Source organism: Nonomuraea sp. LP-02, assembly GCF_036289125.1.
Classification (GTDB): domain Bacteria; phylum Actinomycetota; class Actinomycetes; order Streptosporangiales; family Streptosporangiaceae; genus Nonomuraea; species Nonomuraea bangladeshensis.
In genome coordinates, this window is sequence record NZ_JAXCLK010000002.1 from 833,681 (window position 1) to 853,579 (window position 19,899).

The 19,899-nt window shown below is 70.5% G+C and carries 21 protein-coding genes; 13 read left to right on the forward strand and 8 right to left on the reverse strand.

Annotated features, from left to right (window positions below):
- Position 1 precedes the first annotated feature (1 nt).
- Both SMD20_RS47145 and SMD20_RS47150 read left to right on the forward strand, forming a co-directional pair.
- Positions 2-1,165 carry a CaiB/BaiF CoA transferase family protein gene (locus SMD20_RS47145; protein WP_329594321.1) on the forward strand — a complete coding sequence of 388 codons (1,164 nt, stop codon included), beginning with the start codon at positions 2-4 and terminating at the stop codon, positions 1,163-1,165.
- Positions 1,162-1,920, forward strand: a complete 759-nt coding sequence (locus tag SMD20_RS47150; protein ID WP_329594323.1) for a citryl-CoA lyase — start codon at positions 1,162-1,164, stop codon at positions 1,918-1,920. Before SMD20_RS47145 ends, SMD20_RS47150 begins: the two co-directional genes overlap by 4 nt.
- A gap of 46 nt (positions 1,921-1,966) precedes the next feature.
- Here SMD20_RS47150 and SMD20_RS47155 read toward each other — a convergent pair whose 3' ends face one another.
- Positions 1,967-4,096, reverse strand: coding sequence for an outer membrane protein assembly factor BamB family protein (locus SMD20_RS47155; RefSeq protein WP_329594325.1), 2,130 nt, complete (start codon positions 4,094-4,096; stop codon positions 1,967-1,969).
- A gap of 175 nt (positions 4,097-4,271) precedes the next feature.
- Between SMD20_RS47155 and SMD20_RS47160 the strand changes: the two genes are divergently transcribed.
- Positions 4,272-5,213: a ThuA domain-containing protein gene (locus tag SMD20_RS47160; protein WP_329594328.1), complete on the forward strand. Its 942-nt coding sequence runs from the start codon at positions 4,272-4,274 to the stop codon at positions 5,211-5,213.
- Positions 5,214-5,232: 19 nt separating this feature from the next.
- On the opposite strand, the gene SMD20_RS47165 is transcribed toward SMD20_RS47160, so the two are convergent.
- The 3 genes from SMD20_RS47165 to SMD20_RS47175 form a co-directional block, all read right to left on the reverse strand.
- Positions 5,233-6,525, reverse strand: coding sequence for a hemolysin family protein (locus SMD20_RS47165; RefSeq protein WP_329594330.1), 1,293 nt, complete (start codon positions 6,523-6,525; stop codon positions 5,233-5,235).
- Between the two features lie 271 nt (positions 6,526-6,796).
- Positions 6,797-7,864 (reverse strand): hemolysin family protein, encoded by a 1,068-nt coding sequence (locus SMD20_RS47170; RefSeq protein ID WP_329594332.1) that lies wholly within the window; start codon positions 7,862-7,864, stop codon positions 6,797-6,799.
- Positions 7,861-9,243 carry a hemolysin family protein gene (locus tag SMD20_RS47175; RefSeq protein WP_329594335.1) on the reverse strand — a complete coding sequence of 461 codons (1,383 nt, stop codon included), beginning with the start codon at positions 9,241-9,243 and terminating at the stop codon, positions 7,861-7,863. The genes SMD20_RS47170 and SMD20_RS47175 overlap by 4 nt, the downstream gene beginning before the upstream one ends.
- A 269-nt stretch (positions 9,244-9,512) precedes the next feature.
- Between SMD20_RS47175 and SMD20_RS47180 the strand changes: the two genes are divergently transcribed.
- Together SMD20_RS47180 and SMD20_RS47185 are read left to right on the forward strand one after the other, a co-directional pair.
- Positions 9,513-10,301 carry an ion transporter gene (locus SMD20_RS47180; protein ID WP_329594337.1) on the forward strand — a complete coding sequence of 263 codons (789 nt, stop codon included), beginning with the start codon at positions 9,513-9,515 and terminating at the stop codon, positions 10,299-10,301.
- Between the two features lie 10 nt (positions 10,302-10,311).
- Positions 10,312-11,526 (forward strand): ROK family transcriptional regulator, encoded by a 1,215-nt coding sequence (locus tag SMD20_RS47185; protein WP_329594339.1) that lies wholly within the window; start codon positions 10,312-10,314, stop codon positions 11,524-11,526.
- A 3-nt stretch (positions 11,527-11,529) separates the two neighbouring features.
- On the opposite strand, the gene SMD20_RS47190 is transcribed toward SMD20_RS47185, so the two are convergent.
- Positions 11,530-12,375 carry a helix-turn-helix transcriptional regulator gene (locus tag SMD20_RS47190; protein WP_329594773.1) on the reverse strand — a complete coding sequence of 282 codons (846 nt, stop codon included), beginning with the start codon at positions 12,373-12,375 and terminating at the stop codon, positions 11,530-11,532.
- 150 nt (positions 12,376-12,525) lie between these two features.
- Between SMD20_RS47190 and SMD20_RS47195 the strand changes: the two genes are divergently transcribed.
- Complete coding sequence (locus SMD20_RS47195; protein WP_329594341.1) at positions 12,526-13,467, forward strand: SDR family oxidoreductase; 942 nt, start codon at positions 12,526-12,528, stop codon at positions 13,465-13,467.
- A gap of 38 nt (positions 13,468-13,505) precedes the next feature.
- Here the strand turns inward: SMD20_RS47195 and SMD20_RS47200 are convergent, their stop codons facing one another.
- A complete protein-coding gene (locus SMD20_RS47200; RefSeq protein WP_329594343.1) occupies positions 13,506-13,901 on the reverse strand; it encodes a tautomerase family protein in 396 nt (131 codons plus the stop codon).
- 62 nt (positions 13,902-13,963) lie between these two features.
- On the opposite strand from SMD20_RS47200, the gene SMD20_RS47205 reads away from it, so the two are divergent.
- Positions 13,964-14,431: a MarR family winged helix-turn-helix transcriptional regulator gene (locus SMD20_RS47205; RefSeq protein WP_329594345.1), complete on the forward strand. Its 468-nt coding sequence runs from the start codon at positions 13,964-13,966 to the stop codon at positions 14,429-14,431.
- Between the two features lie 38 nt (positions 14,432-14,469).
- Here SMD20_RS47205 and SMD20_RS47210 read toward each other — a convergent pair whose 3' ends face one another.
- Positions 14,470-14,880, reverse strand: a complete 411-nt coding sequence (locus tag SMD20_RS47210) for a RidA family protein (RefSeq protein ID WP_329594347.1) — start codon at positions 14,878-14,880, stop codon at positions 14,470-14,472.
- 79 nt (positions 14,881-14,959) lie between these two features.
- Between SMD20_RS47210 and SMD20_RS47215 the strand changes: the two genes are divergently transcribed.
- The 5 genes from SMD20_RS47215 (at position 14,960) to SMD20_RS47235 (ending at position 17,995) form a co-directional block, all read left to right on the forward strand.
- The gene (locus tag SMD20_RS47215; RefSeq protein WP_329594349.1) at positions 14,960-15,331 is read left to right on the forward strand and encodes a winged helix-turn-helix transcriptional regulator; all 372 of its coding nucleotides are present in this window, start codon (positions 14,960-14,962) and stop codon (positions 15,329-15,331) included.
- 432 nt (positions 15,332-15,763) lie between these two features.
- On the forward strand, positions 15,764-15,922 hold the full coding sequence (locus tag SMD20_RS47220) for a hypothetical protein (RefSeq protein ID WP_329594351.1): 159 nt from the start codon (positions 15,764-15,766) through the stop codon (positions 15,920-15,922).
- A 495-nt stretch (positions 15,923-16,417) separates the two neighbouring features.
- A complete protein-coding gene (locus SMD20_RS47225; protein ID WP_329594353.1) occupies positions 16,418-16,867 on the forward strand; it encodes an RICIN domain-containing protein in 450 nt (149 codons plus the stop codon).
- A gap of 316 nt (positions 16,868-17,183) precedes the next feature.
- A complete protein-coding gene (locus SMD20_RS47230; protein ID WP_329594355.1) occupies positions 17,184-17,615 on the forward strand; it encodes a MarR family winged helix-turn-helix transcriptional regulator in 432 nt (143 codons plus the stop codon).
- The gene (locus SMD20_RS47235) at positions 17,612-17,995 is read left to right on the forward strand and encodes a nuclear transport factor 2 family protein (RefSeq protein ID WP_329594356.1); all 384 of its coding nucleotides are present in this window, start codon (positions 17,612-17,614) and stop codon (positions 17,993-17,995) included. Before SMD20_RS47230 ends, SMD20_RS47235 begins: the two co-directional genes overlap by 4 nt.
- A 166-nt stretch (positions 17,996-18,161) precedes the next feature.
- Here the strand turns inward: SMD20_RS47235 and SMD20_RS47240 are convergent, their stop codons facing one another.
- Positions 18,162-18,764, reverse strand: a complete 603-nt coding sequence (locus tag SMD20_RS47240) for a TetR/AcrR family transcriptional regulator (protein WP_329594358.1) — start codon at positions 18,762-18,764, stop codon at positions 18,162-18,164.
- A gap of 82 nt (positions 18,765-18,846) precedes the next feature.
- Here SMD20_RS47240 and SMD20_RS47245 point away from each other — a divergent pair, with 82 nt between their 5' ends.
- Positions 18,847-19,845 (forward strand): SDR family NAD(P)-dependent oxidoreductase, encoded by a 999-nt coding sequence (locus SMD20_RS47245; RefSeq protein ID WP_329594360.1) that lies wholly within the window; start codon positions 18,847-18,849, stop codon positions 19,843-19,845.
- The last annotated feature ends 54 nt before the right edge of the window (positions 19,846-19,899 follow it).

Sequence of the window (19,899 nt, forward strand, 5' to 3'; positions counted from 1 at the left end):
AATGCATCGTCAGCAGTTGCCACTGGACGGCGTCAAGGTCGTGGACCTGACCAACGTTCTGGCGGGCCCGTACTGCAGCTACCAACTGGTGCTGTTCGGCGCCGAGGTGGTCAAGGTCGAGTTGCCCGGCACCGGGGACCTCGCCCGGCGGCTGGGGCCGGACCCCGAGCTCAACCGCGAGCTGATGGGCGCCTCCTTCCTGGCCCAGAACGCGGGGAAGAAGTCGGTCGAGCTCGACCTGAAGACCCCGGCGGGGCGGGCCGCCTTCGAGACGATGCTCGCGGAAGCCGACGTCCTGCTGGAGAACTTCAGAGCCGGCGTGATGGCCCGGCTCGGCTACGGCTGGGAGCGTCTGCGCGAGCTCAACCCCGGCCTCGTCTACTGCGCGATCTCCGGCTTCGGGCAGAGCGGCCCGATGAGCGGCGCCCCCGCCTACGACCAGATCATCCAAGGGCTGTCCGGCATGATGAGCGTCACCGGCACACCCGACACGGCTCCACTGCGCGTCGGCTTCCCCATCTGTGACACCGTCGGCGGGCTGATGGCGGGTCTGGCGATCTGCGCGGCGCTGGCCGGGCGGCAGCGCAGCGGGCGCGGCTGCTTCCTGGACCTGTCGATGCTGGAGGCGTCGATCTCCGCGATGGGCTGGACCGTCTCCAACTACCTCGTCAGCGGGGTCGAGCCGGAGCCGATGGGCGACCAGAACGCCACCGCCGCGCCGTCCGGCACGTTCGAGACCGCCGACGGGCCGCTCAACATCGCCGCCAACCAGCAGGCCCAGTTCGAGACGCTGTGCCGGCTCGTCGGCAGGCCCGACCTGGCCGCCGACCCCCGCTTCGCCGAGCGGGAAGCGCGCAAGAACCACCGGCAGGCACTCAACCAGGAGCTCAACAAGGCGCTCCGGGCCAGGACCGCGCTGGAGTGGGAGGAGCTGCTCTCCCGTGAGGGCGTGCCCGCCGCACGCATCCTCACCGTCCCCCAGGCACTCGCCCTCGACCAGGTACGCCACCGCGGCTTCCTGACCGAGACGCCGCCGCCCGGATCCGGGGGGCGGCCGGTCACCGTCACCGGCAACGGCGTGGTCATCGACGGCGTCGCCCTGCGGCCACGCGGGCCCGCCCCGCTGCTCGGGGAGCACAACGCCGAGTTCGAGGCTGTCTCATGAACGAGGTCGTGAACGAGCGGGCCGCGGCGGCCGACTGGTGGGCCACCGCCGTGTCGCGTGTCGAGCCCGACCTCATCGAGCTGCGCGGAGAACCGGTACAGGACCTCATCGGGCGGATCGGCTTCGCCGAGATGATCTGGCTCATGCTGCGTGGTGAACGGCCCGGCCCGCGCCAGGCGGCGCTGCTGGAGGCGGCGCTCGTCTCGTCGGTCGATCACGGGCCGCACGCGCCGTCCATCGCCGTCGCCCGGATGGCCGCCACCTGCGGCGTGGGGCTCAACAACGCCGTCGCCACGGGCGTCAACCTGCTCGGCGACGTGCACGGGGGCGCGGGTGAGCAGTGCGTCGGGCTGCTGGAGGAGGTGGTGGCGGACGGGGACGCGGCCGCCGTGGTGGCCCGCCGGCGCGCCGTGAACAAGTACCTGCCCGGTTTCGGCCACCGCTTCCATCGGCGCGACCCGCGCCGCGACCCGCTGCTCGGCCTGGTGTCGGAGGCGGTCGCGGAAGAGGTGGTGCCGGGTGCGCACCTACGGGCCGCGCTGGAGGTGGAGCGGCTGATCGCGCCGGTGCCGATGAACATCGACGGCGCCACCGCCGTGATCTACGCCGAGCTGGGCTTTCCCGCCCCGCTGGCGCGCGGGCTGTTCGTGCTCAGCAGGTCCGTGGGGATTCTGGCGCACGCCTGGGAGGAGACCGGCCAGGGACGGCGCAACAAGGGGCCGATCCCGCCGTCCATCCTGCCGACCTGGCTCTGAACGTGGAAGGGAGCCCCGCCACCGGCGGGGCTCCCTTCCACGTGGATCAGTACACGACGATCTTGCCGGTGTTCTGCGGGAAGATCGCGTCGTTGTAGAAGTACTCGCCCGGCGTGTCGAAAGTGTGCGTGAAGGACTGTCCGGGCATCAGGACGCCGGTGTCGAACTCGTACTCGAAGAACGAGACGGCGGCGTGCGCGAAGGCGTTGTCGGCCGGGTTGACGAAGGTCACGGTCGTGCCCTTGGGCACCCGCAGGTGCTGCGGCGACATGGCGTTCTGGGCCACGGTGTTCTCGGTCGCGCCCGGCCGCTGGTTCGCCGCGTCCCAGACCCGGCCGAGCGTGACCGTGGTGCCGGCGACGGCGGCCGTGCGGATGTCGTTGCGCTTCTTCGGCGGCGTCGGCGTGGCGGCCGGCGCGACCTTGCCGCCCAGCTTGAACGCCCACAGGTGGTCGCCCCGCGGAATGTCGGGGTAGGGCAGGCCGTTGCCGCCCGCCAGCACCGCGACGTACTGCTCGCCGTCGATCTCGTAGCTGATCGGGCTGGTGTGCACCCCGGCGCCGCACTGGAAGCTCCACAGGACGCTGCCGTCGGTGTCGTCCATGGCGTGCAGCACCCCGTCGGGCCCGCCCTGGAACATCACCCGCCCCGCCGTGGTCAGGATGCCGTTGCCGTGGGCGAGCGACCACTCCCGGTCCAGCGTCCACACCGGCGTGTTGGTACGCGGATCGACCGCCGCGATGCCGCCCGCGAAGTGCTCGCCGAGGGGGCGGGAGGTGTTGACCCGCCCGTCGCGGCTGTTGGAGAAGCCGGAGTTGATCAGCCCGTAGCCGACGTAGATCCAGCCCGTGTGCGGGTTGTACGACAGGTGCGCCCAGTCGGCGCCGCCACCCGCCCCCGGGAAGATGATCGTCGCCCGGTCCCAGTGCGGCGTGTACAGCCCGCCCCAGGCGTAGAACGGCACCGGCCGGGTGGCCTTGCCGAACTCGGGAGCCTGCGTGATGAACGGCTCGCCGCCCGGGAACGGCTGTGTGGCCGCCGTCTTCTGCCGCGGGTCCTGGGGGACCGGCCGCTCCTCCATGCCGTGCAGCGGCTCGCCGCTGGCCCGGTCGAGGATGTAGAACATGCCGACCTTGCTGCCGTACACGACGGCCTTGCGCATCCGGCCCTTGACCTTGATGTCGACCAGCACCGGCGCCATGACGTTGTCGAGGTCCCAGATGTCGTGGTGCACCGACTGGAAATGCCACTTCCGCTGGCCGGTCTTGGCGTCGATGGCCACGATCGAGTTGGCGAACAGGTTGTCGCCGCCCCTGCCGGAGCCGTCCAGGCGCGGGTAGGAGCCGCCGAACGTCCAGTAGACCAGCCCGAGGTCCGGGTCGACGGCCGGGTGGATCCACGGGACGGCCCCGCCGGTCTTCCAGGACTCGCCCTCCCAGGTGTCGTTGCCGAACTGGCCCTCGCCGGGGCACGACCAGAACGTCCAGGCGACCTCGCCGGTGGCGGCCTTCAGCGCGTACGCCCGGCCGCGCGCGCCGCCGGTGCTGCCCTGCATGCCGACGTAGATCAGCCCGTCCCAGTAGACGACCGCGCCGGCCAGGGTGCCGGTCAGGCCGCCGCACTGGCCGTTCTGCGGGTCGCAGCCACCGGTGTCGCCGCCGCCCTCGCCGTCGGTGATGAGCTGCCGCTGCCAGGCGATCTCGCCGGTGTCCTTCTTCAGCGCGTACACGATGTTGGCGCCGGAGGTGGAGAAGACCAGGCCCTCGCCCAGCGCGACGCCGCGCATGTTCGTCTGCCTGGTGCCGAGGTTGGTCTTCCACCTGACGGCGCCGGTCTTCCCGTCCACGGCGAAGACGTTCTGCTGGGTGGTCTGGACGTACAGGACGCCGTTCTCCACGACGCAGGTGCTCTGCTGGGCGGCCGACGTGCTGCCGCCCTCCAGGTTGACGTGCCAGGCGCCGCCGAGCCGCTTCACCGTGCGCGGCGTGATCTGCTTCAGCGGTGAGTAGTTGTGATTGCCCAGGTTGCCGCAGACCTTCGGGAAGTCCTTGCCTGTCACGCCCAGCGAAGCGGGCTGCCGTTCCAGCGGCGGGGCGGCGGCCTCGGCGGGGTCGGTGAGGGTGGCGGAGGCGGTCAGCGTGGCTGCCGCGCCGAGGAGGAAGTGACGTCGTTCCACAGGCACCAAACCTTCGGTGGTCCATTTAGTGGACCAGTAGAACCGTGAGACGGACGCACCTTAAGTCCGGGCCGCCGGTGAATTCAAGAGCTTGTGGTGGCGAAGATCTGTAGTTACGCTCAAGCCCCCGAGTGGACCAATTGATCCACCTAGCGGTCTCCATGCGAGGTGCCCCATGCGCAGCAAACTCTCCGTCGCCGCCGCCACCGGAGCAGCGCTCCTCCTGCTCACCACCACCGCCCCGAGCTCCGCCGCCTCCCCGGAGCCGGCCAGGAACCTCGGCGATCCCGACTACGGCGTCTGCCGGGGCGCCGACCCGCGCTGCTACCACGACTGGGGCAACTTCGACCCGGCCAAGGGGTACAAGCTGCTCGTCTACAGCCGTACCGCCGGCCCGCGGCACGCCCACCTCGGCACCCCGCTCGGCCCCGGGCTCAACCCGCCGCTCAACGAGGACAACGTCGCCGTCAGGGCCGTGGTGAAGCTGGGCCAGGAGAACGGCTTCGCCGTCGACTACACCGAGGACGTCACGCAGCTCTCCTCGGCCGGGCGCCTGCTGGGCTACAACGCGGTGATGTTCCTGAGCACCACCCGCGACGCCCTCGACGACGCCGCGCAGACGGCGCTGCGCCAGTACGTCAGGGCCGGCGGCGGCTTCGTCGGCGTGCACAACGCCTTCGGCACCGAATACAACTGGCCCTGGTACGAAGGCCTGCTCGGCAACGCCAACTTCTACGACCACAGCGCCAACCAGCCCGGCACCGTCGAGACCGTCAACCGGCGCGACGCCTCCACCCAGGGCCTGCCCAGGACCTGGGCCTTCTCCGACGAGTGGTACAACCTCGTCCCCGCCCCCACCCGCGTCCGCGTCCTGGCCGAGGTGGACGAGCGCAGCCTGGCCCGGGGTGTACGCGGCAACCTCGGCCACCCCGGGCACGGCGAGCACCATCCGGTGAGCTGGTGCCAGTACTACGACGGCGGCAAGGCCTGGCTCACCACGCTCGGCCACGACGTCAAGGCCTGGACCGACGAGCCCATGGAAGGCGACCAGTACTTCGTCCAGCACCTGCTCGGCGGCGTCAAGTCCGTGCTCGGCATGTCGGCCTTCTGCCAATGACGCCGGCGGGCGCCCACGATCACTCTGGTTCCTGAGCCAGGACGGAAGAGGCGATGAGGCGCACCTGGGTGATGGCGTGGCGTTCGACGGCCACCACCTGGAAGCGCCAGCCGCCGATCTCCACGCTCTCCCCGGGGGCGGTGGGCACGTGCCCGAGCAGGGTCAGGACGAGGCCCGCGACCGTGGTGTAGTCGCCGTCGGGCCGCTCCTCCAGGTGCACGTCCAGGTCGGGCAGGTCGTGGACGGGGAACGTGCCGGTCAGCAGCAGACCGCCGTCGGCCTCGCGGACGGCCGCCAGCACGTCGCGGTCGGTCTCGTCGTAGATCTCGCCGACCACCTCCTCCAGGAGGTCTTCGAGGGTGACGATGCCGTTCACGGAGCCGCGTTCGTCGATGACGAGGGCGAACTGCTGGCGTTCCGCCTTGAAGCGGCGCAGCGCGTCGGAGACGGGCAGGCTGTCGGGCAGCAGGAGCGGCGGGCGGGCCACGTCGGCGACGGTCGTGGCGTGCTCCTCGGTGAGCAGGTCACGCAGGTTGACGATGCCGGTCACCTCGTCCAGGCCGCGCCCGCCGACGACCGGGGCGCGGGAGTGGCCGGACGCGGCCAGCAGGCGGCGGGCCGGCTCGACGGGGGTGGCGGCGTCGAGGGTGAAGACCTCGCGGCGGGAGACCAGCACCTCGCGCAGGACCCGGTCGCTGATCTCGACCGCGCCGGAGATGATGAGCCGCTGCTCGGGGGTGAAGCCGCGGTGGGTGGCGACCAGGTCGCGGATCTCCTCGGGGCTGATCTCCTCGCGGTGCCGGTCCGGGTCGCCGCCCATGAGGCGTACGGCGAGGTCGGTGGACTTGGCGAGGGCCCAGACGACGGGCCGGGACAGGGTGGCGATGAGGCTGAGCGGGCGGGCCACCAGCAGGGCCCAGCTCTCGGCGCGCTGCATCGCGACCCGCTTGGGCGCGAGCTCGCCGAACACCAGCGTGAGGAACGTCAGCACGATCGTCACCAGCACGATGGCGATCGGGTTCGCGGCGTCGCCGAGGAAGCCGAGCAGCGGCACCAGCGGCTCGGACAGGGTGACCGCAGCGGTGGCGGAGGCGAGGAAGCCGGACAGGGTGATGACGAGCTGGATGGTGGCGAGGAACTGGTTGGGGTCGCGGGCCAGGCGGGCGAGGACCTTGCCGCCCTGTCCGCGCTGTTCCAGCCGGCGGAGCTGGCCCTCACGCAGGGAGATCAGCGCCAGCTCCGAGCCGGCGAAGATGGCGTTGAGTACGACCAGGACCACGACGAGGGCGAGCTGAAACCAGTAGCCGTCCAAGGCAGAGGGGCTCCTTGAGAGAACGATGACCCGGCACGAAGCCGGCGGGGGGAACGCCGCCCGAGCGGCGCGTGAACGGCGGCTCGGGCGAGGGAGAAGACCGCGCTTTCCGCGAGGGGTGCGCGCACGAACGACGAGGCACCGGGCCACTGCCCGGCCTGGTACAGCACTCTTCCACGGAAGAGCCGTCACTCCACTCGTTCGTCGCGATCAGCACAGGTCATACGGCAGAACGGACGAGAACGGGGCATAGTTCCCGTCGGCGCGGCGCTCAGGCGGGGACGAGCAGCGTGGTCAGCAGGTCGTCCAGGCTGACGATGCCCAACACGTGGCCCGCCACGCCGCCCGTCGCGCCGCCCGCCACCACGCCGCCCGTCGCGCCGCCCGTCGCGGCGCGGACCAGCGCGACCTGCCCGTGGGCGCTCCGCAGCCGGCTCACCGCCTCGGCGATCGAGGCGTCCTCGGCCAGGTCCGGCAGCGGGTGGGCGAGCTGGGCGGCGGTCGTCCGGGTGTCGCCGCGGCGGCGCGCCAGGTAGGCGTCGCGGACGTGGACCACCCCCGACGGATCGGTGAGCGGCCCGGCGATGAGGCGGGAGCGCCCGGCGTGCAGGCAGGCGTCGATGATCTGCTGCGCGGTGGCGTCGGCGGGCACGGTGACCACCTGATCGGCCGGGGTGACCAGGGTGGCGATCGGCGCTTCGGGGGCGCGCAGGGCCTGGGTGAGGACGGCGTGGTCCTCGGCCTCGATGAGGCCGAGTCGGCGCGATTCCTCCACCAGGTGCCGGAGCTGGGCGGGGGTCCTGGACGCTTCCCCCTCTTCGCGCGGATGGACCTTGAACAGCCGGAGCAGGCCGTTGGTGATGCCGTTGAGCGCGCTGATGAGCGGCCGCACCAGCAGGGTGAAGCCGCGGAACGGCAGCGCCAGGACGGTGGCCGACCGCTCCGGGTGCGCGATCGCCCACGACTTGGGCGCCATCTCGCCGAGCACCATGTGCAGGAACGTCACCAGCGCCAGCGCGATCACGAACGCCACCGAGTGCGCGGCCGCGTCCGGCAGCCCGACGGCGTGGAAGAGCGGGGCGAGGGTGCCCGCGATCAGCGGCTCGGACACCACGCCGAGGCCGAGCGAGCACAGCGTGATGCCGAGCTGCGCCCCGGCCAGCATGAGCGACAGCTCCTTGATGCCCGCGAGCGCGGCGGAGGCGGCCCGGCTGCCCGAGGCGGCGGCCTTCTCCAGGCGGTGGCGTTTCGCGGCGACCAGAGCGAACTCGGCGGCGACGAAGAAGCCGTTGCCGACGAGCAGGAACAGGGTCAGGGCCAGGCCGGTGGTCAGGCTCACGGCTGCTCCTCGTTCTCGTCGTTGCCGTCGTTCTCGTTGCTCTTGTCGCTCTTGTCGCGGTAGGGGGTCAGGCGGACGCGTTCGGGGACGTGCCGGCGCAGGGTCAGGACCTCGATGCGGGCGTGCGTGGGGGCGTTGGCGTCCAGGGTGGCGGGCAGGCGGACGGTGATCGTCTCGCCGGGGGCGGCGAAGCGGCCGAGCCGGTGCAGGACGAGCCCGGCGAGGGTGTCGTACTCGTCCTCGTCGGGCAGGGCCAGGCCGGTGGCCAGGGCGATCTCGTCGATGCGCAGGGAGCCGTCCACCTCCCACGCGTCGCCCTGCCGCACGACGGCCGGGGGCTCCACGTCGTTCTCGTCGGCGATCTCGCCGACCAGCTCCTCGGCGACGTCCTCCCAGGTGAGCAGCCCGGCCAGGCCGCCGTGCTCGTTCACCACGCAGGCCACCTCCTCGCCGCGTTCGTGCATCTGGCGGGCCAGGTCCGGCAGCGAGAGGGAGAACGGGACGACGAGCACGTTCCGGCAGATGCTGCCGACCCGGACGCGGGCGGCGTCCTCGGGTGCGACGGCGGCGGCGTCGCGCAGGCTGACCAGGCCGACCACGTGGTCGAAGGTGGCGCCGAGCACCGGGTAGTGGGTGTGGCCGTGCGCGGCGATCAGTTCGTCCAGATCCGCGACGGTGGCGATCGCGGGGACGGCGACGACGTCCACGCGCGGCACCATGACCTCCTCGGCGGTGTGCTCGGAGAAGGCCAGGGCGCGCTCCAGCACGTCGGCCTGGCTGCCGGGCAGGTGACCGTGGGCCTCGGACTCGCCGATGATGTGGCCGAGCTCTTCGAGGGTGGCGCCGTGGTGCAGCTCCTCGACCGGTTCGATGCCCACGGCGCGCAGCAGCCGGTTGGCCGCGGTGTCGAAGAGCTTGATCACCGGGCCGGCGATCGTCAGGTAGACCAGGGTGGACCCGGCCAGCGCGCGGGCGAGCGGCTCCGGCCTGGCCAGGGCGAGGTTCTTGGGGGCCAGTTCGCCCAGCACCATCTGGATGACCGTGGCCAGCGCGAACCCGATCGCCAGGGCGACGGCGTCCACCAGGCCGGCGGACAGGCCCAGCCCGGTCAGGGCGGGGGCGATGAGCTCGGCCAGCGCGGGGCGGGCGATGAATCCGACGATCAGGGCGGTGACGGTGATGCCGAGCTGGGCGCCGGACAGCATGAACGACAGCCGCTCCATCACCTGGACCGCCTTGGCGGCCTTCTTGTCGCCCGCCTCGGCCTGGGTGACCAGGGTGAGCCGGTCGGCGCTGACGTAGGCGAACTCCTGGGCGACGAAGTAGCCGGTGGCGGCGGTCAGCAGGAAGACGGCCAGCAGACCGAGAGCCACGCTCACCTGGCACGCCCTTGCCGGACTCGCGGGCGGGTCAGGTTCACCGACACGTAGGTTCCCTTCTGTCGCACCGGACGGACCGGCCTTGATCAGCGCATGCGGGCAGGCCCGCCCGCATGCGCTGCAACTCGACGCTAGCGGATTCGTGCAGTCGGTCGCTAATTGGGGCGTATCGCCCCGCATCCGACTACTGACTCCGAACGTACCCAGCCCGGCGAACGTTCCCCCTACGATGATCGACGATCATGATCCTCTTCCAAGGACGGACGGAAGTGTCCAGGCAAGAACGCGTTCGCAGGTTCCTGGAGAACCGGCTCGTGCAGCGAGCCGTCATCGCCGTGATCGTCGTCAACGCGATCACCATCGGCATGGAGACCAGCTCTCGCCTCATGGATCAGATCGGCGGGCTGCTGCACGCCGTCGACCGGATCGCGCTCGTCGTCTTCACCACCGAGATCGCCGCCCGCCTGTACGCCTACCGCAAGTCGTTCTTCAAGGACCCCTGGAACTGGTTCGACACCATCATCGTCGCCGTCGCCCTCATCCCGGCCTCCGGACCCACGTCGGTGCTGCGGGCGTTACGGATCCTGCGGGCACTGCGGCTGGTCTCGGCGGTGCCCAGCATGCGCCGCGTGGTCGGCGCCCTGCTGACCGCGCTGCCGGGCATGGCCTCCATCATCGGACTGCTGGTCCTGATGATCTACATCGCGGCGGTCATCGCCACGAAGCTGTTCGGCGACATCGTGCCCGAACGCTTCGACGAGCTGCCGCGCTCGCTGTTCACCCTGTTCCAGATCATGACCGGCGACGACTGGGGCAACGTCGCCCAGGAGGTCATGGAGCACAAGCCGTGGGCGTGGCTCTTCTTCATCGCGTACATCCTCATGTCCACCTTCGTCGCGCTGAACCTGTTCATCGCGGTCGTGGTCAACGCCATGCACGAGAACGAGCCCTCGCCGGCCGAACTTCAGACCCAGGCGGAGCTGAACGCCGTCAGGCAGGAGCTGACCGCGCTGAACGCCAAACTGGATCAGCTGCTGCTGCGGGACGAACCGTCCTAGGCTGGTGGCGATGACGGGATCGGCGGCGGGCGCGCGGACGCAGGAGCAGATGCGGCAGCGGAACCTCAGCGAGGTGCTGCGCCGCGTCCACAAGGACGGAGCCGTGTCACGGGCCGCGCTCAGCCGCCGGATGGGCCTCAACCGCAGCACCATCATGGACCTGACCGCGGAGCTCGCCGCGGCCGGGCTCGTCCGCGAGGGCGTCCCCACCGGTCAGGGCCGCGCGGGGCGGCCGTCCATCGTGGTCATGCCCGAGCAGGAGACGGTGTACGGGCTCGCGTTCGACGTCGCCGTGGATCGGCTGCTCGCGGCCCGGGTCGGGCTCGGCGGCCGGATCCTCGACCGCCGCGAGGCCGTACGCGCCCGCGCGGGCGTCGACCTGGAGGACGTCGTCGGCGTCCTCGCCGCCTTCGGCCGCGACCTGGTCGCCGGAGCCCCTCCCGGCGCGGTGTGCGTAGGCGTCGGCGCGTCGTACTGCGGGTTGATCAGGCGCGCCGACGGCACCGTCCGGTACGGCCCGCACCTCGGCTGGGTGGACCAGGCTTTCGGCCCGGAACTCGCCGCCGGGCTCGGCCTCGGGCTTCCCGTCGAGGTGGGCAACGAGGCGCACCTGGGTGCGATCGCCGAGCACGTGCGCGGCGCGGGACGCGACGTGGACAACCTCATCTACCTGCACGGGGACGTCGGCGTCGGCGGCGGGATCATCGTCGGGGGCGAACTCCTGGACGGCGACGCGGGCTACGGCTGCGAACTCGGGCACATGCTGATCAACCCGTTCGACGGGCGGCCCTGCCTGTGCGGGTCGCGCGGCTGCCTGGAGGCCGAGGTGGGGGAGGAGGCGCTGCTCGACTACGCGGGACGCTCCGGCGACCTCATCGGACGCACCGGCATCCGGGCGGTCGTCGCCCTCGCCGGGAGCGGTGACGCCCGGGCACGGGACGCCCTCGACCGCGTCGGCGACTGGCTCGGCGTCGGCGTCGTCAACCTCATCAACCTGTTCAACCCGGCGCTCGTGGTCTTCGGCGGGATGCTCCGCGACGTCTACCCGGCCGCCGCGCCGCGCGTCCGCGCCCGGATCGACGCGCATGTCCTGCCGGTGTCGCGCGAACGTGTCCGCCTGGCCGTGACGGCCCTGGGCGACGACACCACGCTCGCCGGGGCCGCCGAACTCGCCTTCGCCGACCTCCTGGCCAACCCGCTGAACGCCTTGGCCGCCCGGCCCTGACGTTCACGTCCGATGGAGGGTCTGTGTGCCGATGACGGACAGCACCTGCAGCTTCTCGTAGGTCTCGCTGCCGGGGACGGCGGTGTAGACGAGCAGCGAGTGCGCCTGATCCGGGTCGATCAGCCGCTGGCAGGTGAGCTCCAGCGCCCCGACCTCGGGGTGGACGAAGTTCTTGACGTCCTTCGGGCGGATGCCGATCTCGTGGTCCTGCCACACCCGCCGGAACTCCTCGCTGCCGGCCAGCAGCAGGTCCGCGAGGTGCGCGGCCCGCGAGCCCGGCCCGCGCAGGGTGACGACCTCGCGCAGCCCCGAGGCGTACATCCTGGACAGGAACGCGTGCTCGCGCGGCGCGTAGAGCCGCCGGGCCGCGGGGTCGGTGAACCACCGGTACCCGATGCTGCGGGCCGGCCCGGTGTAGCGGGTCGTGTCGCCGGTGAGCGCGACCCCCATCGGGGTCTGGCGCAGGGTCTCGCCCAGCTCGGTGACGATCTCCGCGGGCGTGTCGGTCAGCCGGTCGAGGATCCGCAGCAGGCCGGGGCTGATGTGGTCGCCGGACGTGCCCCGCGCCGGCGGGTTGTGCCCGGCGAGGCGGAACAGGTGGTCCCGCTCGTCGAGCGACAGGTGCAGCCCCTGCGCGATCGAGGCGAGCATCTGGTGCGACGGCTGCGGCCCGCGTTCCCGCTCCAGCCGGGCGTAGTAGTCGGCCGACATGTTGCACAGGGACGCGACCTCCTCGCGCCGCAGACCGCTGGTCCTGCGGCGCGGCCCGCGTGGCAGGCCCACGTCCTCGGGTTGCAGAGCCTCCCGGCGGTTGCGGAGGAACTCCGCCAGCCCGGCCCGATCGATCACCACGCGTCCTCTTCCTCTCGGGTACGGCCTTTCTAACAGCTGCCCGCCACGGCAGCCACGGACCGTTGAGCCGGGGATCGGCAGGTCCTGGATCCGGCCGTGCCGTCCGCCGAGGATCGAGGGCACGCCCACCCGAAGGAACAGGACCTCATGTCACGTACCCGAACCGACCTCACCGTGCCCGATCTGTCCGGCAAGCGCGCCGTCGTCACCGGGGCGAGCGACGGGATGGGCCTCGCCATGGCCACCCGCCTGGCGGCGGCCGGCGCGGAGGTCGTCATGCCCGTACGCAACCCGCGCAAGGGGGAGAGCGCGCTCGCCGCCATCAGGCGGGCCGTCCCCGGCGCGGACGTCTCGCTGCGCGCCCTCGACCTGTCCTCGCTCGACTCCGTCGCGGCCCTCGGCGCGGACCTCTGCGGCGAGGGCCGCCCGATCCACCTTCTCATCGGCAACGCGGGCGTCATGACGCCGCCCGACCGGCAGACCACCGCCGACGGGTTCGAGCTGCAGTTCGGCACCAACCACCTGGGCCACTTCGCCCTCGTCGGGCACCTGCTGCCGCTGCTGCGGGCCGGGCGGGCCCGCGTCACCTCGCAGATCAGCATCGCCGCCCGCCGCGGCGCCATCAACTGGGACGACCTGAGCTGGGAACGCGGCTACCACGGGCAGCGTGCCTACAGCCAGTCCAAGATCGCGTTCGGGCTGTTCGGTCTCGAACTGGACCGGCGCAGCAGGGCGCACGGGTGGGGCATCACCAGCAACCTCGCCCACCCCGGTGTGGCGCCCACCAGCCTGCTGGCCGCCCGCCCCGAGCTGGGCCGCAGCCGCGACACCCCGCAAGTCCGCCTGATCCGGGCGCTCTCGGCCCGCGGCATCCTGCTCGGCACGGTCGAGACGGCGCAACTGCCCGCCCTCATGGCCGCCACCGGCCCCGGCGCCCGGCCCGGAGTCCTGTACGGCCCCAGCGGCCCCGGCCACCTCGGCGGCCCGCCCGCCGAGCAGCCGCTCTACCCGCCGCTGCGCAGCGCCGCCGACGCGGCCCGGATCTGGGCGGTCTCGGAGGAGCTGACGAAGGTCTCCTACCCGGCCTGACCTTCCCGTCTCAACCGGCCCCTCTCAGCCGGCCCCTCTCAGCCGGCCTGGCGGTCGACGATCACGCCGCCGATCGCCGTGCGGCCGGCCGGAGTGGCGACCAGCTCGACGGCGATGGTGTCGCGCAGCTGCGCCCCGAGGACGCCGGCGACGGCGTCGGTGACGGCCCGCACGAGGTTGTCGGCGATCTCGTCACTGTCGGGACGGGTGAACGCCGCCTCCCGGACGCCGAACGTGATCGCGGGCGCGGCCTCGTCGGCGGGCTTCCCCCGCAGACCCCACCGCCCAGGGGGTACGCCGTCGAGGTGGATGACCGCGATGTCGCGCGCCCATTCGCCGTACACGCTCACCACCGCGTCGGTCAGCGCGGCGATGAGGGCCGTCTCGTTGCCCTGGAGCTGCGGCTCGAGGGCCCGGACCGTCAGATGTGGCATCGTAGGACTCCTGTTTGTTCCTAAATTAGCTTTGATGACAAAGGTAATAGGCGAGGTGCCCCATGGTCAACGACGCGGACGGCATGACCACCGACCAGGCGGTGCGGTCCATGCTCCTGCTGATGCCCCGGCTCGTCGGGCGGGCCAAGCGGCTGCCCGTCCCGGAGGCGCTGCGGACGCTCGACCTCGCGCCCCGCCACCTGTCGCTGCTGGCCTACCTGCAGTACGACGGCGCTCTCACGGTGAGTCAGCTCGCCGAGCGCCTGGAGATCGCGCCGACGACCGTCAGCCTCATGGTGGGCGACCTGTCCCGCCGCGGCGTCCTGACCCGCGAGGAGGACGACGCCGACCGGCGGCGGCGGGTCGTCGCGATCGCCCCCCAGTACGTCGAGCCGATCCGCGAGTGGCTGGCGGGCAGCGCGCTGGCCTGGGCCGAGGTCCTGACCGGCCTCACGCCCGCCGAACGCGCCACGATCGTACGCACGATGCGCGCCTACGAGACCGCCCTGGGCCGGCGTTCGCACGGCTGAGCCTGGTCGCCCCGTGCGTGGTCCCGCGGCGACCAGGCTCAGCCGAGCAACGCGGTCGCCTCGACCTCGACGAGCACATCCGGCTCGAAAAGGTGGTCGACGCCGATGAGGGAGGCCGGTGGCATGGGGAGCCGAAGACCGATCTCCTCTGCGACGGCCTCGACTCCGGCCATGAAGCCGCCGATCTTCTCCGGGCTCCACTGGGTCACATAGAACGTGAGGCGCAGCACGTCCGTGAAGGAGGCTCCCGCGCCCGCCAGGCCGAGGGCGGTATTGCGCAGCGCCTGCGCGACCTGTCCGGCCAGATCGCCGGGGGCCACCGGGGTTCCGTCGGCCTGACGTGCGACCTGCCCGCTGACATGGACATGAGTCGTGCCCGTGCCGACGGCGACGTGGTGGTAGGGGGTGGGCTGCAGCAGGCCTTCAGGGGTGAAGTGCTTGACGGTCATAGCTGTTTCTCCTTGTCCAGGTAGGTATCTGTAAGCTACCTAGTAGGAAAAGGACACTTCAACGAGACCAGGTTTCGCCATGGATACCGACCGCGAGCTCCGCATTGACGCCCCGCACCGCGAACTCCTCGACCAGGTGCTCGACAAGTGGTCCCTCGGGGTGCTCAACGAGCTCTGCGAACGCCCCTGCCGCTTCAACGAGCTACGCCGGGCCATCCCCGCGGTCACGCAGAAGTCGCTGACCGCGACTCTTCGCCGTCTTGAGCGCAACGGGGTGATCGAACGCGAGGTCGTCTCCACGCGGCCGGTGGCGATCAGGTATCGGATCACACCGCTCGGCAAGACCCTGCGGCAGCCCATTGACGTCTTGCTGGCCTGGGCCGGCGAACACATGCCCGCCATCGAACAGGCCCGCGACGCGTTCGACCTGCGCGAAGGCACCGGCCTCTGAGAGGGCGTCGTCATCCCCCTCTGTCCGCATCCCGAGGCACGTTTTCCGAGGCGGGCGCGCTCTGGCCGTCCGAGCGCGGCCCGCGGATCGGTTTCTCCCGGATCAACACCCGCTTCGCCGCCTGTCGTGACGCGCTCGGCCTGGACCGGGCGCTGGACTTCCCGGTCACCCGAGTTCCTGCTGCATCGAGCGACTGCCATCCCCCGCCGCGGAGGACGCCTGAGCAACCGGCGGTGGGCCTGGAAATACGTCGCCCAAAGGCCAAAAAGACCAAATCAAAATTCCTGACGAGCTGAACTATTGGCCTATTCCGAGCTCACGTCAACGATTACCTGTCTACTGGCCGATGTCGGCCAAGCGCCGGCGACGTCGTGGTGATCTTTCCTGACACCGCTGGTGGGACAAAGTGGCGGAGGCGTGAACCCTGTCCGGATGTGGCCACGGCTGGAGGGTGATTTCCTGCCCGCAATCAAGTTTCATAGAGGCGAACGGCGCGTCGCCGCCTCGATCATCGACTGGGGGGATTATATGGCCATTCCTGCTGTCGCCAACCTGATCAACAGGCAGTCGCAACTGGCGACAGTGGACTGAGAACAGAAAGCCAGCCAACCAGCAATTCGAAATCAAGCCCTCCGGTGATCCTGCCGACGCTTACCATCCCTTCGCCAAACATTCCGGGAAGGCGCTGACAGTCACTCCCGAAGGAATGGTGGAGGCTTTAACCAGGCACTGTCCGTGAACTCCATCAATGCGGGCGCGCCGCTGGTGCTCGCGGCTCAGAAGCCGAGCACCCCCACCCAATCATGGATGCTCCTGGAAGTTTGCTCGCGTCTACTCCGGCAGGCGCAGAGTTTCCGGGCCAGCACCGACGACTCCATTAGCCGTGATTTGGCAGCTCATCACGGGTTTTCTTGACGGGCACATCTGTCGGGATTCGAGGTTGAGGAATATATCCCGTATATGGCCGCTGTGTCTGTATTAACCCTTGAGTGTCGACCGGCTCAATGTAGTGACCACTGGCAGGGCCGCGCCGTCCGGTGTGTTTCAGAGCCCTGCCCCCGATTCCCCCCTACCAAGGAGGTAGCCATGGCTTCTTTCCCTGCGCGAGCCCGGCTGATCGTCAAGCATTCGGGCAAGGTGCTGGCCATCGAGAACGCCAGTCTCAAGGACGGTGCCAGCCTGAACCAGTACGACTCCGGCACCCAGGACAACGAGAAGTTCGAGCTGCGCGACGCCGGCGATGGCTACGTCCGCATCATCGTCAAGCATTCGGGCAAGGTGCTGGCCATCGAGAACGCCAGCCTCGACTACGGCGCTAGCCTGAACCAGTACGACTCCGGCACCCAGGACAACGAGAAGTTCGAGCTGCGCGACGCCGGCGATGGCTACGTCCGCATCATCGTCAAGCATTCGGGCAAGGTGCTGGCCATCGAGAACGCCAGCCTCGATTACGGTGCCAGCGTGAACCAGTACGATTCCGGCACCCAGGACAACGAGAAGTTCCGGCTGGCGCCCATCAGCGACGCCAGCTGGTAGCTCACAAGGTTCAGCACGCCCGTGCCGTCCGTACGCCGGATGGCACGGGCGTCTGACATCGCGGTTCATCATCTCCGCGCTGCCGCCCAGCAGGCAACCGCCACAGAACGGGCGGACGGGCCCCTGCCGGACGGCAGCGCACACCCACCTTCGCCACCTAGATCAAGATTGCTAGGCGGCGACAACCCCAGCCCCGGGGCGTCGACGACGTGCTCGCAGTGCCGCCGGGCAGGGCGACCCACTCGGCGGCCGATGACCGACAGGCTCCTGGCTATTTTCTCTTGATGTGCTCAAGAGTTGGCACTATAAAGAGTCAGTGAGCGAGACGCCAGAGGACAACTTCTTCCGTGAACTCGGCGGCGCCTGGGCCGAACTGCGACAGGCGTTCCCCCGGCACATCGGCATGAGCCCCCAGCGCGTCCAGCTGCTCATCCGGCTGTGGCGTGACGGCGAGACCAGTCACAGCGACCTCCGCCACACGCTGGGCATCGACGGGGCGAGCGTCACGCGCCTGGTCAAGGAGTTCGAGGCCGACGGGCTGATCGGCCGCCGCCTGGACCCGGCCGACAACCGCTACACGCTGGCCGCACTGACCCCTGCCGGTGAGCGGGCCGCGGCGGAGCTGGAGCGGTCGCACCAGTCCTATCAGGAGCGGCTCCTCGACGGGATCACCTCCCAACAGCAGGAGATCGTGCTGGACGTGCTGCGCCGCGTCCGCGCGAACATGACCGAGCAGGAGAGCCCATGACCGACGACGACGTACGGGCCGCCGCCGAGCGCATGTACGCGGCGTTCAACGCCCAGGACTACGCCGCCACGACGGAGATCTTCACCGCCGACTTCTACAGCCACCCCCTGGGCACGACCGGCCCCGACAGCGTCGCCCAAGCTTGGCGACGGCTCCACGAGTCCTTCCCCGACGTCCACGTCGTGGTCGAGGACATGGTCGTGGAAGGGGACACGGCCGCGGTCCGTACGAGCATGCGCGGCATTCCCGGTCAGGGGTCGCCGACGATGCTGGAGATGTTCCGGGTGCGCGACGGGCGCATCGCCGAGCTGTGGGGGCTGTCCTCACTGCGGCGCGCGACTCCCTTGGCGGCGTCCACGTCGCCCGCTCACGGGTTGTAGCCCTCTTCACCCAATGTCCTCGGCATCGACGAGATCGCGCTCGACGCTGGCGGGCATCCGGTGTTCGCCGCGACGGTCGCAGATTTCGGGGGGCCGGCCCGGGCCGACGGCGCCACTGACCGCCACCCCTTCTTGACGATCACCAATGTGTCTGGGACGGACAAGGTCAGGTGACGGATCGCGCCACCAAGGCCATGGCCTGGCGCATGGCGTCGCGTACCTCGTCGGGTCCGTCGCCGCGCTGCAGCGCGGTCAGGGCGGATGCGCTGACCGCGCCCACCATCGCGCCGACCAGGGCGGAGGCGGTGATCGTGTCGAGTCTGTCGGGGAACGCCCGGTGCAGAGCCTGGGCCAGTTCGGCCTGCGCGGTGAGGTATCGCTGCAGCAGCCGGGCCTGCAGCGCCGGCACCGAGGCCGCCAGCCGTGCCCGAAGTGTCGCGAGCCCGCTGGGGAGGTCGCTGTCCCAGGTGTCGGCGATCATCTGGTCCGTCGCCCGTACCAGTACTTCGGATAGCGGTTCCTCGGCGCGGCGCTCGGCGATCGCCTGCAGCGCCAGGTCGACGCGTACGTCGGCATTGGCCAGCAGCACATCCTCCTTGGCCTGGAAGTGGAGGAAGAAGGTGCGGGGGGACACCTCCGCGGCGTCGGCGATCTCGGCCACGGTCACGTGGTCGTAGCCCTTGTCCTCGAACAGACGCACCGCCGCCTCGATCAGTGCCTGCCGGGTGCGCTGCTTCTTGCGCTCTCGCAGTCCGTGCTTCTCCGCCACACACGGCAGTTTATTGCATCTTCCGAATTGATGCATACTGTGAATCACTACATAGACTGCAGTCAGTGGAAGGAGATCATCCATGCGAGGTCTGGACGGACGCGTCGTCCTCATCACCGGCGCAGGACGCGGCATCGGGAGGGAGGAGGCGTTGTTCTTCGCCGCCGAAGGCGCGAAGGTCGTCGTCAACGACCCCGGCGTCGCCATCGACGGCACGGGTGGCGACGCCGGCATAGCCGCGAAGGTCGTCGAGGAGATCACTGCCCGCGGCGGACAGGCCGTGGCCAACACCGACAGCGTCGCCGACTGGGACGGCGCCCGCCGCATGGTGGAGACGGCACTGCAGTCCTTCGGCGACCTGCACGTAGTGGTCAACAACGCGACCATCGAACGGAACATGGGCCTGACCGACCTGTCGGAGGAGGACTTCGACGACGTCGTGGCAGTCAAGCTGAAGGGCACCTTCGCGGTGACGCGCTGGGCGGCCCGCCACTGGCGCGACCGGTATGAGGCAGGGGTCCACATCGACCGCGCCGTGGTCAACACCTCCTCTGGCTCCGGGCTGCTCAACCCGCTGCCCGCGCAGGTCTCCTACGCGGCGGGCAACGCCGGGGTAGCGGCGCTGACCAGCGTGGCCGCCCTTGAACTCGGCCGGTACGGCGTGCGGGTCAACTGCATCTCGCCCTCGATGGCCCGTACCCGCCTCACTCTCGCCGTTCCCGGCATGAGCGAGGAAGCGCCGGTGGGCCGGTTCGACCCACTGCACCCGGCCGCCTGCGCACCTGTCGCCGCGTACCTGGCTGGTGCGGACTGCCCGCTCACCGGCCAGGTGCTGTCGGTACGGGGCGGAACGGTCGCCATCAACCACGGCTGGTCCCTCGGCGGCCACATCCACAAGGACGGGCTGTGGAGCATGGAGGAACTGGCCGAGAAGATGAAGGAGTTGCCGACGGACGACCCGTTCGACAAGCTCGCGCAGGCCCTGACCGGCGCACTAGGCTCCGTGGGACGCGACCAGCTTCAGGAGATGATCAACGCCCTGCTGGACCAGGGGGGCCGGTCCGACAACCCATCCACCTGACGCGACGACCCCGTCAACACATTGCGGGCCGGCCGAGGCTCAGCGGACGCCGGC